General features: G+C 69.6%; 20 protein-coding genes. 11 read left to right on the top strand and 9 right to left on the bottom strand.

The genetic code is table 11. The features are described 5' to 3' along the window. The first annotated feature begins 5 nt into the window (after nucleotides 1-5). Entirely contained in the window at nucleotides 6-653 is a 648-nt protein-coding gene (locus AFR_RS38920) for an SIMPL domain-containing protein (protein ID WP_023562332.1), read from the top strand. Between the two features lies 1 nt (nucleotide 654). On the opposite strand, the gene AFR_RS38915 is transcribed toward AFR_RS38920, so the two are convergent. Continuing rightward, nucleotides 655-1509 carry an aldo/keto reductase gene (locus AFR_RS38915; RefSeq protein ID WP_023562331.1) on the bottom strand — a complete coding sequence of 285 codons (855 nt, stop codon included), beginning with the start codon at nucleotides 1507-1509 and terminating at the stop codon, nucleotides 655-657. 108 nt (nucleotides 1510-1617) lie between these two features. On the opposite strand from AFR_RS38915, the gene AFR_RS38910 reads away from it, so the two are divergent. Together AFR_RS38910 and AFR_RS38905 are read left to right on the top strand one after the other, a co-directional pair. Then, nucleotides 1618-2901, top strand: a complete 1284-nt coding sequence (locus AFR_RS38910) for a DUF4407 domain-containing protein (protein WP_041841466.1) — start codon at nucleotides 1618-1620, stop codon at nucleotides 2899-2901. 165 nt (nucleotides 2902-3066) lie between these two features. Continuing rightward, complete coding sequence (locus AFR_RS38905) at nucleotides 3067-3582, top strand: 2'-5' RNA ligase family protein (protein WP_023562329.1); 516 nt, start codon at nucleotides 3067-3069, stop codon at nucleotides 3580-3582. Here the strand turns inward: AFR_RS38905 and AFR_RS38900 are convergent. From AFR_RS38900 to AFR_RS38885, 5 genes are all read right to left on the bottom strand, one after another. After that, nucleotides 3539-4225 (bottom strand): hypothetical protein, encoded by a 687-nt coding sequence (locus tag AFR_RS38900; RefSeq protein WP_238547190.1) that lies wholly within the window; start codon nucleotides 4223-4225, stop codon nucleotides 3539-3541. The genes AFR_RS38905 and AFR_RS38900 overlap by 44 nt on opposite strands. 567 nt (nucleotides 4226-4792) lie before the next feature. After that, complete coding sequence (locus tag AFR_RS46505) at nucleotides 4793-5479, bottom strand: hypothetical protein (RefSeq protein WP_148308197.1); 687 nt, start codon at nucleotides 5477-5479, stop codon at nucleotides 4793-4795. Beyond that, nucleotides 5476-5961 carry a hypothetical protein gene (locus tag AFR_RS38895; RefSeq protein WP_023562327.1) on the bottom strand — a complete coding sequence of 162 codons (486 nt, stop codon included), beginning with the start codon at nucleotides 5959-5961 and terminating at the stop codon, nucleotides 5476-5478. The genes AFR_RS46505 and AFR_RS38895 overlap by 4 nt, the downstream gene beginning before the upstream one ends. Nucleotides 5962-6026: 65 nt before the next feature. Next, entirely contained in the window at nucleotides 6027-6536 is a 510-nt protein-coding gene (locus AFR_RS38890; protein WP_023562326.1) for a hypothetical protein, read from the bottom strand. Nucleotides 6537-7084: 548 nt separating this feature from the next. Then, the gene (locus tag AFR_RS38885; protein ID WP_023562325.1) at nucleotides 7085-7807 is read right to left on the bottom strand and encodes an L-type lectin-domain containing protein; all 723 of its coding nucleotides are present in this window, start codon (nucleotides 7805-7807) and stop codon (nucleotides 7085-7087) included. Between the two features lie 227 nt (nucleotides 7808-8034). Between AFR_RS38885 and AFR_RS44350 the strand changes: the two genes are divergently transcribed. From AFR_RS44350 to AFR_RS44345, 6 genes are read left to right on the top strand one after another with little or no spacing between them, the layout of a single operon-like run. Beyond that, a complete protein-coding gene (locus AFR_RS44350) occupies nucleotides 8035-8706 on the top strand; it encodes a glycosyltransferase family protein (protein WP_023562324.1) in 672 nt (223 codons plus the stop codon). Further along, entirely contained in the window at nucleotides 8703-10196 is a 1494-nt protein-coding gene (locus AFR_RS38875; RefSeq protein WP_023562323.1) for a glycosyltransferase family 4 protein, read from the top strand. The genes AFR_RS44350 and AFR_RS38875 overlap by 4 nt, the downstream gene beginning before the upstream one ends. Continuing rightward, nucleotides 10193-10942 (top strand): SGNH/GDSL hydrolase family protein, encoded by a 750-nt coding sequence (locus AFR_RS38870; RefSeq protein WP_148308196.1) that lies wholly within the window; start codon nucleotides 10193-10195, stop codon nucleotides 10940-10942. Before AFR_RS38875 ends, AFR_RS38870 begins: the two co-directional genes overlap by 4 nt. Next, complete coding sequence (locus tag AFR_RS46970) at nucleotides 10936-12612, top strand: ArnT family glycosyltransferase (protein WP_023562321.1); 1677 nt, start codon at nucleotides 10936-10938, stop codon at nucleotides 12610-12612. The genes AFR_RS38870 and AFR_RS46970 overlap by 7 nt, the downstream gene beginning before the upstream one ends. Continuing rightward, on the top strand, nucleotides 12609-14006 hold the full coding sequence (locus AFR_RS38860) for an oligosaccharide flippase family protein (RefSeq protein ID WP_023562320.1): 1398 nt from the start codon (nucleotides 12609-12611) through the stop codon (nucleotides 14004-14006). The genes AFR_RS46970 and AFR_RS38860 overlap by 4 nt, the downstream gene beginning before the upstream one ends. Beyond that, nucleotides 14003-15133, top strand: a complete 1131-nt coding sequence (locus AFR_RS44345; protein WP_023562319.1) for a glycosyltransferase family 4 protein — start codon at nucleotides 14003-14005, stop codon at nucleotides 15131-15133. The genes AFR_RS38860 and AFR_RS44345 overlap by 4 nt, the downstream gene beginning before the upstream one ends. On the opposite strand, the gene AFR_RS38850 is transcribed toward AFR_RS44345, so the two are convergent. From AFR_RS38850 to AFR_RS38840, 3 genes are all read right to left on the bottom strand, one after another. Continuing rightward, the gene (locus AFR_RS38850; protein ID WP_148308195.1) at nucleotides 15099-16175 is read right to left on the bottom strand and encodes a beta-galactosidase; all 1077 of its coding nucleotides are present in this window, start codon (nucleotides 16173-16175) and stop codon (nucleotides 15099-15101) included. The genes AFR_RS44345 and AFR_RS38850 overlap by 35 nt on opposite strands. Before the next feature lie 134 nt (nucleotides 16176-16309). Beyond that, nucleotides 16310-16936 carry a DNA-3-methyladenine glycosylase family protein gene (locus tag AFR_RS38845; protein ID WP_023562317.1) on the bottom strand — a complete coding sequence of 209 codons (627 nt, stop codon included), beginning with the start codon at nucleotides 16934-16936 and terminating at the stop codon, nucleotides 16310-16312. A 9-nt stretch (nucleotides 16937-16945) separates the two neighbouring features. Beyond that, the gene (locus tag AFR_RS38840; protein ID WP_023562316.1) at nucleotides 16946-17131 is read right to left on the bottom strand and encodes a hypothetical protein; all 186 of its coding nucleotides are present in this window, start codon (nucleotides 17129-17131) and stop codon (nucleotides 16946-16948) included. A gap of 130 nt (nucleotides 17132-17261) precedes the next feature. Between AFR_RS38840 and AFR_RS38835 the strand changes: the two genes are divergently transcribed. After that, nucleotides 17262-18203, top strand: a complete 942-nt coding sequence (locus AFR_RS38835; RefSeq protein ID WP_023562315.1) for a sigma-70 family RNA polymerase sigma factor — start codon at nucleotides 17262-17264, stop codon at nucleotides 18201-18203. A gap of 56 nt (nucleotides 18204-18259) precedes the next feature. After that, the gene (locus AFR_RS38830) at nucleotides 18260-18994 is read left to right on the top strand and encodes an SDR family NAD(P)-dependent oxidoreductase (protein ID WP_023562314.1); all 735 of its coding nucleotides are present in this window, start codon (nucleotides 18260-18262) and stop codon (nucleotides 18992-18994) included.

The following is an 18994-nucleotide window of genomic DNA, read 5'->3' as shown; positions in this document are numbered from 1 at the left end:
AGGGCATGGCCGACCAACCGATGATCGTCGTTCGCGGTGAGGCGACCCGCGAAGTCCCGCCCGAGCTGGCGGTCTTCTCCGTGACCGTGTCCGCGCGGGACAAGGACAGGCAGACCGCGCTGACCCGGCTGACCGAGCGGGCGGCCGAGCTGCGCAGCCACCTCGACGACTTCCCCGACGCCATCGAACGCCGCGAGACCAGCGGTGTGCAGGTGCATGCCGAGCTCAAGCGGGGCGGCGGCGAGCGCATCGCGGCGTACGCGGGAAGCGTCAGCACGACGGTGACCGTGACCGACTTCAGTGCTCTCGGCGAGTTGCTGCTGCGCCTGGCCAACCAGGATCAGACGTCGATCTCCGGTCCGTGGTGGCAGCTGCGGCCGGGCAGCCGCGCCGGTGCCGACGTGCGCCGGGCCGCCATCAGCGACGCCCTCGGGCGGGCCCGCGAATATGCGGAAGCAGTCGGTGCCGAGGTCGACCGGCTCGTCGAGATCTCCGACCAGGTCAGCGACGGCCGCGGCGATCCGATGTTCCGGATGGCTGTCGGGGGCTCGTCGGGAGCCGACCTCGAGCTCGAGGTCGACCCCCAACTGCAAACGGTGGAGGCCACGGTGATCGTGCGCGTGACCATCACGGAGCCCACAGCCCTGAAGTAGGTCAGTTCTCCGGGATCCAGTTCATCGTGTCCGGGTTGGCGCCGGTGCGGCCCTTCTCGCCCCGGTCCAGCGACGTGATGCTGGCCATGGCGCTGCCGTCGAGCTCGAAGTCGAAGATCTCGAAGTTCTCGCGTACGCGGTCAGCGGTCTTGGATTTGGGGAAGATGATGTCGCCGCGCTGGATGTGCCAGCGCAGGACCACCTGGGCCGGGGACTTGCCGGCCTGACGCGCGATGTCCACGATCACGGGGTCGCCGAGCACCTCACCCTGGGCGATCGGGGAGTACGCCTCGTTCGCGATCTCGTTCTCGGTGTTGTACGTGCGCAGGTCGTCGTTCGTCAGGTACGGGTGGACCTCGATCTGGTTGACCGCGGGCCGGACCTGCGTCTCGGCGCGCAGCCGCCCGAGGTGGTGCTGGGTGAAGTTGGAGACGCCGATCGACCGGGCGCGGCCGTCGCGGTAGAACTCCTCGAGGGTGTTCCACGTCTGCACGAAGTCGCCGTTGTAGCGGCCCGGCAGCGGCCAGTGGATCAGGAACAGGTCGATGTGGTCGGTGCCGAGCGCCTTCAGCGTCTCGTCGAAGGACCGGCGGGCGTCGTCCGGCAGGTGGAAGCCGTTGTTGAGCTTGCTGGTCAGGAAGAACTCGTCGCGGTTCAGACCCGACGCGGCGACGGCGGCACCGACGCCGGCCTCGTTGCCGTACATCTGGGCGGTGTCGATGTGGCGGTAACCGATCTCGATGGCCGTCTCGACGGCCTTCTGGGTTTCCGCCGGCGGCACCTGGAAGACGCCGAAGCCGAGCTGCGGGATGGTACGTCCGTCGTTGAGCGTGATGTCCGGTACTGCGGAACTCATAGTGCTCCTCGTGCTCGTCAGGTATGCCGTACACAAGCCTTACCCACGGCCCCGCTCGATCCACCCGTTTCGCCGCGAACACCGCTGTGATGGGAAAGACTCGGCTGCATGCGTCGTCGTCGCGTGCTGCTCCGGATCGCCAACGTGAACCCGGACAGCGTGACGACCCATTCCGATCGGGTGCTCTACAGCTCCATCGGCGTGTTCATCGTGCTCTATTTTGCGTACGCGACCGTGGGCGGCGCGGCCTTCGTCGACGCCAGCGCGAACTACACGCACCCGTGGTACCAGTGGCTGGTCGGGCCGCTGGTCGCGACGGGTGTGGTCGCGTACGACCGGGCTGTGGTGGGGCGGGTGGCGATCAACTACGAGCGCCTGGACTCGCCGGACCCCGAGGACCTGCTGCGCAAGCCGACGTTCGGGCTCTACGCCGGTCGTCTGGCCCTCGCGCTGCTCTTCGCCGTGATCATCACCGAGCCGCTGATGCTGTCCCGGTACCAGGGTGAGATCGACGCGCGGCTCAACGAGGTGCACAACGAGCAGATCAGCAAGGTTGAGGTCAGCGGGGCGATCGCCGCGTACGACGCCCGGCTGCGAGATCTGAAGAAGCAGACGGTCGCCGAGAACCGCGCGGTGCAGGCGCTCAACACCCGGGCCGCCGAGAAGCGCCGGGACGCCCGCAAGCTCTACGACCAGGCCATCGCCGACTCCGAGGGCAACGGTGTCACCCGCAGGTCCGGCTGCCCCGACGGCGGCTACTGCGACACGCTGGTCCAGCGTTCCCGCGGCCTCGACGACCAGGCCGCCCGGCTCGACGCCCAGGCCGCCCGCCTCCAGGACACCCAGAAGGCCGCCCGGACCGCCCGCGCCGCCGAGGAGGCCGACCTCACCACCAAGATCGCCGACCAGCGTACGGTCAACGCCGAGTCGATCCGGGCCGACGCCGGGTTCGGCGCCCGCACCAAGGCGATGTGGTACCTGGTGAACAGCGACTTCTGGGGTATCGGCGTCTTCTACCTGGGTGTTGCCCTGCTGCTGGTCGCGCTGGACTGCGCCGCGGTCGGGCTGAAGTTCGTGTCGCACGGCAACGCGTACGAGCGGACCGAGGCCCGGGAGGCCCGCGTCCACGAACACGAGGCGGCCATCGGCTACGAGCAGGGCCTGAAGGACGTGCGCCGGTACGCCGAGGCGACCTCGCGGGTCATGGCCGAGGGCATAGGCAAGGCGTCCCGGGACGAGCAGATCGCGGACGTGGCGATCGAACGCGCCCGCGCGCACCTCTACGACTCGGTGGCCGGCAGTGCGCTCCCGCCGCTGCCCCCGATCCCGCTGATCGAACGCCACCCGGCCGCCCCGCGTACGCAGCGCAATGTGGATAGCCTCCGGGCGTAGTGCAACTTGCATATCGGCGCTACGATTTCACTCCGGCGCACCCGCCCGCCCACGCTCTGTTACCGGCGGGAGCGCCGTTCGGGCGTCCCCCGGGAAGCCCGGTGGACATCAGGCGCGGCGTGCCCTCGCGGCCGCCGCCCCTGATGCCCACGTACCGTCGGCTGCGTGCGTACCGTCGAACTGGTCCTTGATCCTGATCTTGACGACGTGGTGCGGGGCGTCTGGGAGAGGCTGCGGCAGGCCGGATTGCGCAGCCTGGCGACGCACACCCACGTCACCAACCGGCCGCACCTCACCCTCGTGGCCGCCGACGCGCTGACGCCCGCGGCCGAGATCGTTCCGGCTCTGCCGCTGGAGGCGGAACTCGACGGGCTGATCTTCCTGGGGAAGGCCGTGGCCTGGCGGGTGGTCCTCACCGACGAACTCCGCGACCTCCACGCCACGGTGTGGCACGCGCTCGACGGCACGCGGCGTAACCCCCTGCACGCGCCCGAGGCCTGGGTGCCGCACATCAGCCTGGCCCTGAACGCACCGGACCATGCCGCGTACGACGCCGAACTGGCGGGTCTCGGCGTCGCACGCGGACGATTTGCCGCCGCCCGCAGCTACGACAGCGTCACGCGGACGGTCACCACGCTCAGGGCCGGCCCGCCAGACCCGAGACCAGCACCGGCACCGTGAACGTCGCACCCTTGCACGCCTTGTCGGACCCCTTGCCCATCGCCAGACCGTCCGGCACGGTGAACGCGCCGATGGTGTTCCGCGGAACATCCCACTCGACCTTGACCGAACGCTGCGCGACGACCACCCCGGTCGTGGTGCAGCCGGCCTCACGATGCTCGTCATCCGCGATGATGTTGCCCTCGCCCGGCGCCACCGACGTGATCCGGATCGGGAAGTCGTTGTCGTTCGTGACGGTCACGGTGAGATTGCCGGCGCCGCCCGGCACGAGCGGCTTGTTCAGATCCGACCGCGCGCGCAGATTGAGCTCCACGACCGTCCCGGCGGTGTCCCGCCCCGTCTCCGACCCGGTGATCTGCCAATAAGCCCAGACCGCCCCGGCGTTGACGATGATGGCCGCGACCGCGGCCCCCGTCAAAATCGATCGGGTACGCCCATCGATCCGCCGCAGCCAGCCCCGCTTGGAACGGCTGCGCAGATCGGTGGTCGGCTCGTCCTCGAGGTCCACCTCGATCGTCCGCCCCGGGAAAGCATGCGTGCCCTCGGACGCCTCACCCTCGCCGAAGCCGCCCTCCCCGTCACGGCGGAACATGCCGTCACGCCGGGTCAGTACGTCACGAACGGGCGGAAGGTCCCGGATCACGACGCCACCCGGCCGGCGCCGAACGGGCAAATGGCGGCGGCGAACCGTCTGCTGAGCTTGCGCATACGGAGCATCCTCCTGCGGTGGTACGGCGGCGAAAACGGTGTCCTATTACATTCCCCGAAAACGCATGCCGTTGTGATCGGGAATCCGTCCGCCGTTCACCGCGCATAAATCGCGCAGGAGGGTCTGTCCGGCTTAACCCGCAAGAGGGACACCGGAACGTGAAACTCCACAAGCTCCTGACCTGCACCGACGTGCAGAAGGCGGGCTCATCGGCAAAGACAGCCTGCTTACCACTACGGGCCCGGCAATTCAAACCAGCGCCGGGCTATGTCCGGCGTCAGCCGGTCGACGCCGAACCCCATTCACATTGGCCGGCCTTTCTCAACAATCCGCTGAATGCCCGATCACCATGCCCCGCCAGAAGAATGCATCACATCGGACAATCGTCCGCGACTTTCAGATTTCAAGGAATCCTGAACGTCGAAGGGCCTAATCCCTCCGTGTACCGACGCACAAAGGCCCCCGACGCCGGTACAGGCGTCGGGGGCCAAGCTTTCAGGATCAGCCCGCATCAGGCGGATCCGGCGGAACATCACCAACCGGCCCGGAGGTCGCCGGGGCGGGCGGCGTGGTGACAGGAGCGTCCTCAGGCGTCGGCTCAGACGCCGCAGGAGGACTGGTGACGGGTGCCTGCGGCGGTGGCGGGACTGCCGTCTCATCCCCGCCACCGCCAGTCTTGGTCGCAGCGGCAGTCGGTGTCGCCGCGGGCGAAGCAGGGAGAGGCGCAGCAGGATCCGCCGGAGACGTCGCACTGACAAGGTCGGCCGCGGCGGGCGGCGGCCCGCTGAAGGTCAGCGCGACACTTGCCGGGCTGAAGTCACCGATCCAGCTCGCAAAGACCGGCTGGACCTTCCACGTCCAGGTCCCGCCCGGAACGAGTTTGTCCTTGCATGAGGTGGTCGTGACCCGATCACAGACCACCACCGGATTCCCCACCCCGAACCGCGTCACGATGTAGCTCTGCACCTTCACCCCGGGAGCAATCTTGCTTCCCACCCAGTCGACAGCCGCGTTCTTCCCATTCTTCGCCACACTGGGGGCATTACCGGCCGGCATGGCGACGGATCGCATCTTCAGAACCGTCTTGGGGGCGTCGGTGGTCCATCCGGCGAACGCATACATGCTTCCGGCGAAGAGAGTGGCGGTGGCCGTGACGACAACCAACGACAGCTTGGTCAGATGCTTCATCGGCGGGCCTTCGTTGCGGTGCCGGTCAGTTCGATGGTGAAGACGGCTCCTTGGCAGGCGGCGCTGGCATTCGGAGGCATGAACAGCGGAATCGTCTTGGCGTCGACCTTGCCGCGGGGCGGGACGACGAGCGGAAGCTTTCCGGAGTAGTCCCCGGCTACCAGGTTGCTCGCCGTGGGTTTGCACTTCCGCTTCGACGTCGAGACGACCTTTCCCTCGAGGCTCTTCACGCTCAGGGCGAAGTCATAAGGATTGCGCAGCGTCAGCTTCATCTCCCGCACCACGCCGGGATAGAGACCCTTGGGGGCCTTGCCCCCCATGGCGATGCCGAAGGTCTGCTGGTTGTAGCCGTGCGCTTTGTCGCGCGTTCCCGTAATGGTCATCGTCTCGCCGGCGGAGGCGCTCGGTGTGCCGGACGCCGCCGCCAGCAGGAGAGCCGTCAGCATCGCCGCCGTTCCGACGGCAAATTTCGAACGGTCCATGATGTCTCCCAGGGGTCGGCACGGCCGGCGGGCGAAGCCGTTGCTTCGCCCGCCACGGGTGGGGACTAGACGTTCGCGGCCTTGACGGTGCTGGTGCCTTCGAAGTCGAAGGTCAGGTTGATGATCGAGTCCTGGCAGGCCAGGGGGAATTCCTTCGCGATCGTGAGTGGCAGGCTGACCGTCTTGTCTGTGCTCTGCTTGGCGATGATCGGCGCGGTTCCCGGAAGGGTGGGCGTCACGGCTGCGAGTCCGAGGTTATTCAGAGCGGTGACGCATCCGGGGTTGGCGGCGCCGCCCCTGCTCGCGGTGACAGCCGGGTTCTTGATGCCGGTCAGCTCGACGTTGAACTCGTTCGGGTTGTCCACCAGCGCCGTGGCGGTCAGCGAGACCTCCGGGTAGATGTTCTTGTCGAGGGTGACGTCCGCACGCATGTCGGAGACCTTGGCGCCGGAGGCGGTGGCGTAACCCTTACCGCCGACGAGCCAGCCGTTCGCCATAGCGACTCCGCCGAGTGCCCCGACACCGACAACAGCAGCGGCGATGATGGCAGCGGAACGCTTGGTGATCTTGCGCATGGGGGGTTCCTCCTGGAACGGCTTGGCGTGCGACTTCCGCAACGTCGCGGAAAGGTCGACGCTCGGTGCACTTGATGATTTTGTGGGCGCCGAACCAGTGGGGCGTTCCGGCGCTGCGACAAAGATGACCGATTCCATTCCGGGGCGCGATAGTGCTTCCGTTTGTCCTATCCGATACCGGAAGTCCGCCGGGTCGCGCCGTCCGGGCTAATCCGTTCGGCTGACGGGGATGTGAAGGATCAACGGCCTTCTGCGCTGCGGCTACCTGGGTATATGCATGCTCGTCCAGGCCTGCCTGGGAAAATGCTGTGCCTACCAGCGCCCCTGCTTGATCTCAAGCCGGGTGAACGGGACGAGGGCCCTGGTGGGCTGTTTCACCAATGATTGCGGGCAATTCCGGGGCGGCCGGAACAATGTTTTTCCCGGAAAATGTCCGCCGAGGTCACCTGAAAGAGGCATCTGCGCGACGGTTCTGTCGGCTGGACCGAGCTGCGCGGCCGGGAGTGGTCACCGGGGGCGGCTGTCAGGGCCCAACGATACCCGTGGGCTCAGCGGGCCACCTTGACCGTCCAGTTGTGGATCTCCTGGGTGGCCATCTCCTGACCTGTTGCCGCGGTGAAGCCCATCCACGCCCGCCGGGAGCCGAGAGCCTCGCGGAGATCGACTTCCTGGGTCAGGAGCTTCACCTCGGCGGTACCGGCTTCCACGGACCGCAGACGGACCTTCATCAGCTGCGTCTGCGCGTCGTAGTTGATGCGGATGCGCAGCGTCTGGCCGAAGAGCGGCACGGACACGGCCGTGGCGGGGTCGTCCGACTTGCCGCCGGTCACGATCGCGACGTGGCTGTTGTCGGGGTCGTTCGGGTTGCGGTACGTGTCGAGTTCTACCGCCACGCTGTGGGTCAGGCCGCCGTAGCCGATGCTGCCGCCCCGGCCGCCCACCACCGAGGGGCCGTCGGTCTGCAGGACGAAGGCCAGGCCGTCCGCGTGGGTCACGCCGCCGGTCATGGACACGTCGAAAGTGGTCTGGAACGTCTTCTCGGTGTTGAGCCGGGTCGTGGACCACGCCGTTCCGGCCTGGCTGCGCAGGCCGCTCGTCAGGCGCAGGGCACCACCGGTGACGGCGGCCGTGCCGTTGAGGCGGAGGGCCGAGGTGTCGCTGAAGTCCGCGTACCGGATGACTTTGCGGTAGCCGAGGGCCGGCAGGCCCGGGATCGTCAGGGCGGTGACGAGAGCGGTGACCGTCCATTTGACGAGCTGAGTCCTGCGCATTTCCCGATCGTCGGGGATCGGTCGCGGCCGGGCCGGCGAATTGGTCGCGGGCGGCACCGATCTGATGAATATTCGCTGTTCAGCCGCGGGTTCGGCCACTTTCCTATAAGGCCCGGAAGTCTCCGAATTCAATGGTTACGACTCGGTTTCTTGGGCACGCGTCGGGTGTACCGGGACCACTATGGGAACCGGCAGCTACAGACGGCAGCGGGGGCGGAAACGACGAGATGCGAAATGCTCTCATCACCGAAGAAACGGAAGCGAACGGAGCGACCGGGGCGACCGGAGCGACCGGAGAGACCGGAGAGACCGGCAAGGCGGCACCGGCGAGGCAACCGCAGACCGACCTGGAGTTCGTCTTTCCCGTTCTGAATCGCGAGCACACCATTCGCACCGACCTGGGCAACGCGGCGGACTGCGTGCGGGACCTCGACGTCACGGCCGGCATCGCCGTCGTCGACTGCGGGTCGAGTGACCGGACGCTGGAGGCGGTCGACGACGTCGCGGCGGGTCTCGGGGTGCTGGTCCGGGTGGTCGGGTGTTCGTCACCGGGCTGGGGATCGGCGGCGCTGCGGGGTGTCACGACGAGCCCGGCCCGCTGGGTCGGTTTCGGGGAGCCGTCGACCTTCGGCCGGGGGACGGGTGAGTCGCTGAGCCACGCCGTGAAGCTTCTCGCGGACGGTCAGCACATCGTCTGCACCGGCGGCCTGACCGTGCTGGAGACCTCGGTCGCCGTGCTGATCGTCGGGGACGACCGGCCGGACGGGCCCGGGTTCGTGCCGCGGTTGCCGGACACGCCGAAGCACGCCGGGCTGCGGATGACGGCCCACGGCAGCGCTGTTCCGGGGCCCGGGCAGGACATCGAGACGACGGTCGTCCTGGTCCGGGTGGCGCCGTGAGGGAGCGACGCTACCGGGGTGAGCCCGGCGAACATCTGGTCTGGCTCAACTTCAAGGACGCCCGTCATCCGCATGCGGGCGGGGCCGAGGAGTTCATGCATCAGGTCGCCACGCGCCTGGTCGCCGACGGCCAGCGGGTCACCGTGCTCACCTCGCGGTCCCGCGGGACGGCCAGGACCGAGACGATCAAGGGCGCGACGGTACGCCGGAGAGGCAACGCCTACACGGTCTACCTGTACGCGCTGCTCTGGCTCCTCCGGCACCGCCGCGACATCAACGGCATCGTCGACACCTGCAACGGCATCCCGTTCTTCGCGCCGCTGGCCGTGGGGCGGCGGGTGCCGGTGGTGGTGCTCATCCACCACGTGCACCAGTCGATGTTCGCCCAGCATTTTCGCTGGCCGGTGGCGCAGGTGGGCCGGTGGATGGAACGTGTCGGCAACCGGCTGGTCTACGGCGAGCGCACGATCGCGGTGGTGTCGCCGTCGTCGCGTACCGAGGTGCGGCGGGTCCTGGGTCTGATCGGCCCGGTTTTTGTCGCGGCGAACGGGCAGGAGCCGCTCGCGGTGTCCGGTGCGCAGCGGTCCGAGGCGCCGCGCATCGTCTGTGTCGGCCGCCTCGCGCCGCACAAACGCTGGGACCTGCTGATCCGGGTCATGCCCCGGGTTGTCGAGCTGGTGCCGGACGTGGAGCTGCACCTGATCGGCGACGGCCCGTGCCGGCGGGAGCTGACCCGCCTGGTCGACGAGCTCGACCTGGCCGGTTCGGTACGCCTGCACGGCCGCCTCGCCACCCCGGACCGCAATCGTCTGCTCGCCTCGGGCTGGCTGACCGTCTGCACGTCCGAGGTCGAGGGCTGGGGGCTCGCGGTGACCGAGGCGATGTGCCTGGGTCTGCCGGCCGTCGTGCTGGCGTCGCCGGGTCTGCGCGACTCGGTCCGCAACCGCACGACGGGCTGGGTCGTCGAGCGCCCGCAGCACCTTGCGGGGCAGCTCACCTCCGCCCTGATCGAGCTCGAGGACACGGCTGTCGCGGAGGCGTGGGCGCAGCGCTGCCGGGATTGGTCGTCCCGGTTCACCTGGGACGCGACCGCCGATCGGATCACGGGCCTGCTGATCAGCGAGGACACGCGCCGGGTGGCGGCCGACGGACGGGCGATCTGCGACCTGTCCACGGTGGTCGAGCTGCCCGTGCGCGAGGCCGCCAAAATCGACTTCACCGTGCTGCGCAGCGTCGACCAGGTGGACTGGGACGCCCCCGAGACCGGTGCTGCGCCGCGCGTACGCGTGCTGCTGGCCGGTTTCGACGAGGGTGACGCGACCGCGTTCCTGAGCCGCTTCGGCATCCCGGCGGACACCCTGCGCGTCCGGGTGGCGCGTCCCACTGACCTGCTCGGGTGGAAACGCACGGGCGGGCCGCGCGGTCAGGGGCTGCGGGACTTCTTCCAGGGCCTCAGCGCCGTGACGTCGACCAGGCAGTGGACGCCGTGACGGCCAAGGTGGCGATCCTGGGCGCCAGCAGCCCCCTGGGACTCGGCGTACGCGGCCGGTCGTACGGCGTACGCGTGGGGGAGTCGCTCGGACCCGGCGCCGAGATCCTTCAGCTGTCGCGGTCGGCGCTGACCGTGGCCGACGTGGAGCCGTCGACGCTGGAGCAGATCCGGGAGTTCGCGCCCGACCTGATCATCCTGTCGTTCGGTGCCGCCGAGGCCTACGTGCACCCGAGCCGGTTCCTCCAGGCGCTGCTCGATCGTTTTGCGCCGCAGAGCTGGCGGGGTCCGGGCGGGATGGAGCCGCGGCCGTACTACTCGAACGCCCGGCTCAAGCGGCTGCGCCAATGTCTCGTCTCGCGGGCCAAGGTCCAGGTCAAACGCTTGATCATCGCCTGTACGGGTGGGTTCCACCGGCTCCCGTCGGCGGAGTTTGCCGCGCGGCTGCGGGAGGTGCTCGACCAGCTCGGCCCGGCGCAGAAGGTGCTGGTCGGGCTGTGGCGGGTCGACGACTACATGTTCCCGCGGTCCAACCCGCTGCTGGCGCGCAACAACGCCCTGGCCCGGGACATCGCGGCCGAGCGTGACGACGTGCTGTTCATCAGCACCGCCGACGAGGTGCGCTACTGGGACGACTTCCTCGCCGACCACGCTCACCTCAACGACCACGGGCACGACCGCATCGCCGAGATGATCCTCGAGGCGACCCGGAGTGACCGCCTGACCGGGACCAAACCGCCGTGCTGACCGCGGAACGTACTGAGCACCGGACGTCGGTCGCCGAGCGGCTGGACCGCCGGCCCATCGTGATCTACGCCGGTGGGGTCGCCCTCGCGGTCGCCGTCTACTTCGTCAACCTCTCCGCCGGCCTCGACTTCGACCTCGACGAGGTCATGTACGCGCTCGCCGGTCAGAACGTCGCCACCGACGGTTCGGTGTCGTGGGGCTCGCAGCCGACCACCGTTCACCCGCCGCTGCACTTCTTGCTGATCGGCGCGTGGACCCTGCTGTCGGGAAGCGCACACGGCGACCTCGTCGGCGCGATCCTGCACGCGCGGCAGCTCGGCGCGTTCTTCAGCGTTCTGACCGTGCTGATGGTCGGGCTGCTGGCCCGCCGGTACGCCGTCGGTCGCGGCGCTGCGGCACGCACGTGGATCGTCGCCGGTGCGATGGTGCTCGCGACCTTCGACGGGTTTCTGGTGCGCTTCGGGCGTACCGGTCTGATCGAACCGACCGCGATCTTCGTGGGTCTGCTCGTCGTGTATCTGTCGCTGCGGCTGCGGAACGCCACCAGCCCGGTCTACCTCGGTGTGGTCGGGGTGGTCTCCGGGCTCGCGCTGCTGGTCAAGGAGCCGCTGATCTTCACGATCGTGGTCCCGGCGCTGGCGGGCCTGCTCGAACGCGACTGGGCGTACCTGCGGCGCTCGCTCGCCGCACTGCTGATCGGGCTGCTGGTCTGGGGCACGTTCCCGCTGTGGGCGGTGGTCAACGGTGCCGGCGGCTGGTGGTGGTCCGAGCACGACACCAGCCTCAACCGGCTGGCCGGGTTTCTGCAGGTCAGCGGGCTCAACCGGTCCGGCGTCTCGTCGGCGGGCGTGTTCGGCGACACGTTCACGATGTACCTCAGCGGTTATCTGATCTTCTCGATCGGCGCCGCCGGGCTGCTCATCGCCGCGTACCGGGGTGGGTTGTTCCATCGGCGGCGGCTCGGGCGGCAGGCCGCCGGGCTGGTGGCGTTCGGGGTCGTCAGTTACGGCTTCCTGGCCTACTGCGTGCTGCTCGGGCAGGCCAACGAGCAGCTGACCGTCTATTCGGCGGCTCCCGCGGTGCTGCTCAGTGTCCTGGCCTGGGGGCGGCCGACACCGCGGGCCGCGATCGTGGCCTGCGCCCTCGCCGCGCTGGTCGGCGTGACCACCTGGACCACCGACGTCGTGCTGACCCGCGACGACGCGACGATCCGGATGGGCCGATATCTCGCGACCCACAACGCCTGCTCGCCGGTCAACGCCACCGGCAACGCGATGCGCTGGGCGCCGGCCCTGACCGCCAACCACGTGTACGCGTTCACCGACGGACCGACCGCACTCAACGCCGGCCTGCACCTCTTCCTGCTGTCGCCCAAGGACAGCCGCCTGCGGTACGGCAACAGCTCACCGGAGCTGGACACCTGGGTCCGCACCCGGGGACGTCCGGTGCTCCAATTGCCCAGCCGCCGGTACGAGAGGATCGAGCTCTGGTCCGTGCCCGGCCCGTCCGTCGTCACGGGTGAGCAGTGCGGCAACGACCGGCCGCCGGTCTCGGCCCAGGCGTCGAGCACCCGCTTCCTGGTGCTGCTGGCCGCTCTGATCATCTGCCTCGCGGCGGCTCTCTACGCCTGGAGCATCGTGCGGGACCGCCCGGACGGGGACGACGCGTGACCGCCGTGCTGGACTCGCGGACGACCCGTCGCGGCAGCGGCGCCGGCTGGCTGCTCATTGCGACCACCTCGGCCGGCGTCGTCAACTACGGGTATGCGCTCGTGCTCACCCACGGGCTCGCCCCGGCCCAGTACGCCGCGTTCGCCGCCGGTCAGGCGCTGCTCATGGTCCGGGCGACGATCTCCGGTGCGGGCATCCCGTGGATCCTGGCCCGCGAGATCGGCAAGGCGCCGCACGACCACGAGCGGCACGCGATCGTCACCACCTTCGCCTTCTGGGCCAACCTCGCCATCGGTGTGGTGCTGACCGCGCTGCTCACGGGCGGAGTGCTGCTCTTCGGCTCGGTGCAGGACGCGGCCGTTGTCGCCTGCGCGTCCCTGGTGATGTCGGTCGGCTCGACCGGCATGGGATTCCTCCAGGGCATCGGCCGGATGGAGATGATCGCCGTCCTGCTCACGCTCGAGGTGCTGGTCAAGGCCGGTGTCGGCATCGGACTGGTCTTCTTCGCCCACCTCGGGGCCACCGGCGCGCTGGCCGGCTTTGTCGCGGGCAGCATCGTGCTGCTCGCACCCCTGCCGAGATTCCGGAGGCTGATCCGGCCGCCGTCCTGGCGACCCGCCGAGGCGACCCTGCTGCGGGCCGCGATCCGGCAGACCCGCCTCCAGGCGAACGTCGCGGTCGCCGCGGCCGGCGACACCGTGCTCGTCGCGGCGCTCGGGCTCGGCAGCACGGGCGGCGGCCCCTACCAGGCGGCGTCGGCGCTCGGCCGGGTGCCGCTGTTCGCCTCGAACGCCGTCTCCACGGCCGTCTTCCCACAGCTCAGCCGGGACGGTTCGGTCGTGCGGAAGGCGGCGGCCCTGCGGTCGTACCTGCTGGTCGGCGCCCTGATGACCAGTGCGCTGGTGACCCTGCCCGACGAGATCCGCTCCGGGCTGTTCCCGGACACCTTCGCCACGGTCGGCCGGTGGCTGCCCTTCGCCGCCGTGCTGGGGCTCGCGATCGGCCTGCTCAACCTGTGCGTCACGTTCCTGCAGGCGGACGACTGGCACAGCGGCACGGCCGCCTACCTGACCGGCATCGTGATCGGCTACCTCGGTCTGATCGCCGTGGCCGGTGCGACCTTCGGCGTGGCCGGCCTGGCCGTCGGTGCGGCCGGGGCGAGCCTGCTCGCGGTCGTGGCGCTCACCCTGCTCTCCTCGGTACGCGGGGCAGTCAAGCTCCTGCTCACGTCCCGCCGCACGCTCCGCGACACCACCGGGCTCGCGGCGCTGCTCGGTGTGCTGTTCCTGGTGGAGAACCCGGTGCTCTGGGTGGCCGTCGCCGTCGCCGCCGGGCTGATCGTGCTGGCGACGGGCTTCCCGGAGTTCTCAGTCGTGCGAAGGCGGACCAGATGACCCTGCGGATCGGCGTCGACGGGCGCGTCCTGACCGACCGCTACCACGGCATCGGCCGGGTGGCGTACGAGCTGACCACCGAGATGGCCCGCATACCGGGCGTGGAACTGGTCGTCTTCGCCGGTGACCAGCCGTCGCGGCGTTTTGACCTCGACGTGCTGGCCGGACTGCCGGCGGTGTCGGTGCGGCGGGTCGGGATGAAACCGGTCGACGTGCGCCAGCTCTGGCGGTGGCGCCCGGAGCTGCGGCGGGCCGGTGTCGACGTGATGTTCTTCCCGTACCACCTGGGGGCGTCGCCGCTGGCCGGCAAGCCGCGGGTGGCGCTGCTGCACGACTGCATCTTCGAGACCGATCCTCGTTTTGTGCCGTCGCGGAAGGTCGGGCTCGCGTACCGGATGCTGACCTCGGTCATCGCCCGGACCTCGACCGTGCTGACCGTGTCGCACGCCTCCGCCCGCGAGGTCGAACGCTTCTACCGGCAGCGGGTGCACCCCGGTCAGGTCATCCCGAACGGCGTCGACCAGGACCTCGGCGGCACGGCGGCGACCGCGGACCGGCTGCGCCGCGAGTACGGGCTGGACGGTGGTTACGTGCTGCACGTCGGCGCCCAGCGGCCGCACAAGAACGTGGCGGTGCTGGTGGAGGCGATCGCGAAGGTGCCGGACGCGCAGCTCGTGCTGGTCGGCTCGGCGGACGAACGCTTCCCCGACGAGGTCGGTCCCGCGATCGACCGCTGCGGTGTCGCCGACCGGGTGCTGCGGCTGCCGTTCGTGCCCGAGGACCTCCTCGGCACCCTGTACGCGCGGGCCGGGCTGCTCGCGTACCCGTCGCTGGTCGAAGGTTTCGGTCTGCCCATGCTGGAGGCGATGGTGGCCCGCACGCCGGTGCTCGCCAGTGACGTCCCGGTCCTGCGGGAGGTCGGCGGTGACGCCGCGCTCTACGTGCCGCCGACGGACGCGGAGGCGTGGGCGGCTGCGATCACCCGGCTCGCCGCCGATGATGATCTCCGGTCGGGCCTGGTGGCCGCCGGTGCCGCCCACGCCTCGCGGTTCACGTGGGGTCGTGCTGCGGAGCGCCTGGTGGCGGCCGCGGTCAGCGCTGCGTCGTCAGGAAGGTCGCGTTCTTGACGATATCGCCGGCCTGCAGACGCACGATGTAGAGCGCCGCCAGGTCGTTGGTGCGGGCGAGCTGCATGACCGCCGGCAGCTGCGCCGGCAGGCAGACGTGGCTCGTCTCCGCCATCGCGCGCAGACCCTTGGCCTTGGCCAGCCCGGCCAGGTAGGCGACCGTGTTGGCCTGCTCGGCCCAGGTGCCGTAGACGACCACGCCGGTGTCTTTGATCGCGGCGACCTGGCGCGTGGCGTCGTAACCGCGCTGCACCTCGCCGTTGATCTCGGGGCTCGACGTGCCGGCCAGGTTGGTGGCGACGGCCTTGTCGAAGTCGCCGCCGCGCATGCCGTACGACGGGTAGAGCACGGCCGCGGTCCCGGTGTAACCGGCCTGGCGCAGCGCCGTGATCTGCCAGTTCTGGTACGCCGCCAGCGAGTTGAGGTACCAGGTCAGGAACTTGGCGGCCTGGCCCTTGGTGCTCGGCTGCCCCGGCTTCCAACTCGGCACCGGGTTCGACTTCTTCGCGGCGGCGTCGAAGGCGTAGTAGAGGTTCCTCAGCTTGCCGGTCGCCGGGTCGAGCTTGAACGGGTAGGTCAGCTCACCCCAGTGGCCACCGCCGACGCGGACGATCGAGAAGCCGCCGCCGAGCCGGGCGAAGACCTTCTTGAGGTACCGCGTGGCGAGCGTCCGGTACTGCTTCCCGAAGATCAGGTTCGGCTCGTTCGAGTCGGTGTAGGTCTCGCCGAACTGGTCGACGTAGCGGGCGCCGGGCAGGTCGAGCAGCCACGCGGGGGCGTTCTGGATGCCGGTGTTGAACGAGATGACGTAACCGAGGGACTTGAGCTGCGAGATCCGCGTGGCGATGCGGTCGAAGTACTTCTCGTCGAACTTGCCGCGAACCGGCTCGGCCTGCGCCCACTCCATCTCGACGAGCGCGTCGGCGGCACCTGCGCCCTGCATGCTCGCCATGTCGGCGTCGGAGTAGTTCCCGATGATCCCGAGGGCCGGGTTGACCGCGGTGGTCGCGGTGCCCACGTGGGCGTCGGCGGGTGACTGCATGACAAGGACGAGCGTAGCGGTGACAACGGCAGCGAGTTTTGTCGAGAAGAGCTTCACGCCGGTGTTTTCGGCGCGGTCTCTCAGCGGCGTCGAACCCGCAACCGACCGCTAACGCGCGGCACCCGTGCTGCTCCTCATCGAGATCGAGGCGCTCGCGGCGTACTGAGGTAGTGGTGCCAGAGCAGGCGGGCTGCCATCGCGCGGTGGGGGCGCCAGGCCTCGGCGATCGTGAGCAGTTCGGGCTGGGACGGGCGGGCCGGCAGGTTCCACAGTTCGGCGACGGCCTGGGCGAGCGCGATGTCACCGACCGGCCAGGCGTCCGGGCGGCCCAGTGCCATGAGCCGGTAGATCGTCGCGGTCCACGGCCCGATCCCCGGGATGGTGAACAGTGCGGCGTCGACCTCGTCGTCCGTGCGGGTGACCAGCGCGTCGAGGTCGAGCGAACCGTCCAGCAGTGCGGCGGCCAGCGCGCGACCGTAGCGGGCCTTCTGCCGGCTGAAACCGATGGCGAGCAGTTGCGCGTCGTCGAGGCGCAGGAAACCCTCCGGGGTCAGCGGGTCGACGGCCAGCCGCAGCCGGTTGAAGGCCGCCAGCGCCGAGACCAGGGAGACCTGCTGTTCCAGCATGATGTGGATCAGCGTCGGGAATCCCGGCACCCGGTCCCACGCCGGCGGCTGCCCGAAGCGCTCGACCACGGCTGCGAAGGCGGGCTCGCGCCGGCTCAGCTCGGCAACGGCCGCGAGCCGTTCAGCAGCGTCCACGGGCACACCCTAGGGCGGGGACAGGCTGGGTGTGGATCGGGGAGGGCGGGGGGCGTCGCGGTCCACGCCGACGATCAGCAGGCCGAGCAGGCCGGCCAGCAGGAGTGCGGCGATGGCAAATTCGAGCTTGTCGCGGCGGCGGAGGTGGCGGTGCGGCTGCGGGTCGTACCATGGTTCTGGTTGGTCGTGAGGCACCTGTCCAGTTTCGCGAACATCGCCGGGGATCGTGATCGGCGAAAGAAGCAAAAACTTTTAGCCTCTTTTCGGACATCTTTGGCCCGGCCCGCTCGTCGGTCACCTTCACCCGGTCTGCTTCCATGTCCGGATGGAGGAAGCGACCCTGCTCACAGCGGCGCAGAGCGGCGACGCCGACGCCTTCGGGCGGCTCGTCGGCTCCTACCGCGACGAGTTGCTGGCGCACTGCTACCGGATGCTCGGCTCGGTGGACGACGCCGAGGACGCCCTGCAGGAGTCGCTGGTGCGGGCCTGGCGCGGGCTCGGCACGTTCCGGGCCGGGTCGATCCGGCCGTGGCTCTACCGCATCGCCACCAACCGCTGCCTCACCCTCATCGAGCAGCGGGCGCGGCGTGAACTCCCCGCCGACCTCAGCCCCGGTGCGCCGCTGAACGAGGTGGCGTGGCTGGAGCCGTACCCGGATCGGCGTCTCGGACCGGCGGCGACCGTCGAACAGCGAGAGGGCATCGGCCTGGCCTTCGTCGCGGCTCTGCAACACCTCTCCGGGCTGCAGCGGGCCGTCCTGCTCCTGCGTGAGGTGCTCGGCTTCTCCGCCGCCGAGGTGGCCGGCCAGCTCGACACGACCGTCGCCGCCGTCAACAGCGGCCTCCAGCGGGCCCGGGCCGTCCTGGCCCAGCGACGACCGCCGGTCACACCCACCGACGACAAGATCAAAGAGCTGGCCGACCGGTACGCGTCAGCGTGGCAGGCCGCTGATGTGGACACGATCGTGGCGATGCTGACGGACGACGCCACGTACTCGATGCCACCGCTGCCCGAGTGGTACAGCGGCCGTGCCGCGATCCGTGACTTCCTGCTGAGTGGCCCGCTGACCCACCGCTGGCGGTTCGTGCCCGCCGCGGCCAACGGTCAGCTCGCCTTCGGCACCTACCTGTGGGACGAGCGCCGTGCGGCGTACGCGTGGGCCGGCCTCGACGTCCTCCGCCTCGACGGTGACCGGATCGCCGAGGTGGTGTCGTTCCTGACCCCGGGTCTGCAGGGGGATTTCGGTCTTCCCGACGAAGTGCGATGAGTTCGGGCCGCGGGCCGGGTTGTAGGGGGTGACAGCCGCAACCCGAAGGAGAAGTCATGCTGCTCGACGGCAGGAACGCGATCATCTACGGCGGCGCCGGATCGATCGGGAGTGCGATCGCCCGGGCGTACGCAGCCCAGGGCGCCCGGGTCTTCCTGGCCGGACGCACCCGCGAGACCCTCGAGAAGGTCGGCCTGGAGTTCGCCGTGGTCGACGCGCTGGACGAGCGTGCGGTCGACGACCATGCCGATGCCGTGGCTGCTGAGGCGGGGAGCATCGACATCTCGGTGAACGTGATCGCGGACGACGACGTGCAGGGCACCCCGATGGCCGACATGCCGCTCGACGACTACCTCGCCCCGGTCGTCACGTCCGTACGCTCGAAGTTTCTGACCGCCCGCGCCGCCGCCCGGCACATGAGGGTGCAGCGGTCCGGTGTGATCCTGACCTTCGGCGGGTCGGGCGACCGGACCGCTCAGCACAACTATCTGCTCGGCGGCCTGCAGACCGGCTTCGACGCGATCGAGGCGATGCGCCGGCAGCTCGCCGTGGAGCTGGGTGAGCACGGCATCCGCGTGATCACGTTGCAGACCGGTGGGGTGCCCGAGGCGATCCCCGAGGCCTTCGAGGGCCGCGCGGCGATCGAGGCGGACCTGACGAAGCAGACCCTCCTCGGCCGCACGGCGACCCTCGAAGACGTCGGTCACGTGGCGGTTTTTGCCGCCTCGGACTGGGCTCGGACGATCACCGGCGCCGCGTTGAACATGACCTGCGGCGCAGTGCTCGACTGA

The sequence above is a fragment of the Amorphoplanes friuliensis DSM 7358 genome (genome assembly GCF_000494755.1).
Classification (GTDB): domain Bacteria; phylum Actinomycetota; class Actinomycetes; order Mycobacteriales; family Micromonosporaceae; genus Actinoplanes; species Actinoplanes friuliensis.
The sequence above is the reverse complement of the archived record's forward strand: the minus strand, read 5'-3'. Positions and strand labels throughout refer to the sequence as shown.